General features: G+C 68.7%; 1 protein-coding gene and 2 pseudogenes. 2 read left to right on the top strand and 1 reads right to left on the bottom strand.

The genetic code is table 11. The features are described from left to right. Window positions 1–212 (bottom strand): annotated as a pseudogene (locus tag B9S61_RS41540) (hypothetical protein); the annotation flags it as partial. Between the two features lie 126 nt (window positions 213–338). Here B9S61_RS41540 and B9S61_RS11980 point away from each other — a divergent pair. Further along, the gene (locus tag B9S61_RS11980) at window positions 339–1,550 is read left to right on the top strand and encodes a pyridoxal phosphate-dependent aminotransferase (protein WP_103542240.1); all 1,212 of its coding nucleotides are present in this window, start codon (window positions 339–341) and stop codon (window positions 1,548–1,550) included. Between the two features lie 94 nt (window positions 1,551–1,644). Further along, a pseudogene (locus B9S61_RS11975) lies at window positions 1,645–1,843 on the top strand (hypothetical protein); the annotation flags it as partial.

Here is a 1,843-nt window from a genome sequence, read left to right as displayed (position 1 = left end):
CCGGCGCCGTCCGCCGGAGGCGGTCCGTCGCCCCCTGCCGGCGGCAGCTCACGCGTCTCGTCGTACGCGTTCTGCCAGCCGTGGGCGGACGCCGGATCGGTATAGGCGTCATACGCCGGGGACGGGGCGGTCTGCGGGAGGTACACGTTCGGGGGATCCTGGGGATTCCCGACGTCGTACCCCCCTTCGGCGTACGGAGGAGGGCTGGACATGGCCGCGCATTCCAGAGACGCGAGGGGCCCCAGGGACAGCGAGCGGACATAGCCGCGCGAAACCGGCGCGTCTCACGTGTCGGAAGACACGGCCCGAACGGCCATACCGGCCCGTAAGCTCCCAGCATGCAGGTGATCCAGTCGACCAAGCTGTCCAACGTCTGTTACGAGATCCGGGGCCCGGTGCTCGAGGAGGCGATGCGGCTGGAAGCGGCCGGTCACCGCATCCTCAAGCTGAACACCGGCAACCCGGCGGCGTTCGGCTTCGAGTGCCCGCCCGAGATCCTGGAGGACATCCTCCGCAACGTGTCGACGGCGCACGGCTACGGCGACGCGAAGGGGCTGCTGGCCGCGCGCCGGGCGGTCGTCATGCACAACCAGACCCTCGGCATCGAGACCGACGTCGAGCACGTCTTCATCGGCAACGGCGTGTCCGAGCTGATCGTGATGGCGATGCAGGGCCTGCTGGACGACGGCGACGAGGTACTCGTCCCGGCGCCCGACTATCCCCTGTGGACGGCCGCGGTCTCCCTCTCCGGCGGCACGGCGGTGCACTACCGCTGCGACGAGCAGTCCGACTGGATGCCGGACCTCGCCGACGTGGAGCGCAAGGTCACCGACCGCACCAAGGCGATCGTCATCATCAACCCGAACAACCCGACCGGCGCGGTCTACGACGAGGCGGTCATCAAGGGCCTGACCGACATCGCCCGCCGCCACAACCTGCTGGTCTGCTCGGACGAGATCTACGACAAGATCCTCTACGACGACGCCGAGCACATCCCGACCGCCTCCGTCGCCCCCGATCTCCTCACCCTCACCTTCAACGGCATGTCGAAGGCGTACCGGGTGGCCGGCTACCGGGTGGGCTGGATGTCGATCTCGGGCCCGCGCGCCCACGCCGACTCCTACATCGAGGGCCTGACGGTCCTGGCGAACATGCGCCTGTGCGCGAACATGCCGGGCCAGCACGGCGTGGTCGCCGCGCTCAGCGGACGCCAGACCATCGGCGAGCTCGTCCTGCCCGGCGGACGGCTGCGCGAGCAGCGGGACACGGCGCACGAACTGCTGACCCAGATCCCGGGCGTGAGCTGCGTGAAGCCGAAGGGGGCGCTGTACCTCTTCCCGCGCCTCGACCCCGACGTCTTCAAGATCAAGGACGATCGCCGCATGGTCCTGGACCTGCTGCGCCGCGAGAAGATCATGGTCGTCCAGGGCACCGGCTTCAACTGGCCGGAGCCGGACCACTTCCGCATCGTCACCCTGCCGTCGGTCACCGACCTGCGGGACGCGATGGGCCGTATCGGCCGCTTCCTGGACGGTTACGGCCAGCCCTGACCAAGCGGTATCGACCGTCTGATCTTGTGAATGACTCAACTTTAGACAGAATCCAAGCTAGGATGGTTTCCTGCCAGCACCCAGGAGGCCGTCCATGTACGAACCGATCCGCGACAAGTCGGTCCACAGCACGATGGCCGGCACCCCCCACGACTTCCCCCACCGTTCCCGCGAGGAAGAGCTGGACATCCAGCTCGCGGGCCATCTCGCCGCACTGCTCGCCGTCACCGACGAGCTGCGCACCGCGGCACCCTCGGCCGGCCTGGACACCGCCGCCGAGCGGCTCGCCGGGG

Origin of the sequence: Streptomyces sp. SM1, assembly GCF_002910825.1 — a bacterium.
Taxonomy (GTDB): domain Bacteria; phylum Actinomycetota; class Actinomycetes; order Streptomycetales; family Streptomycetaceae; genus Streptomyces; species Streptomyces okerensis.
Note: the sequence above shows the minus strand (reverse complement) of the source record. Positions and strands in the feature narration are given on the sequence as shown.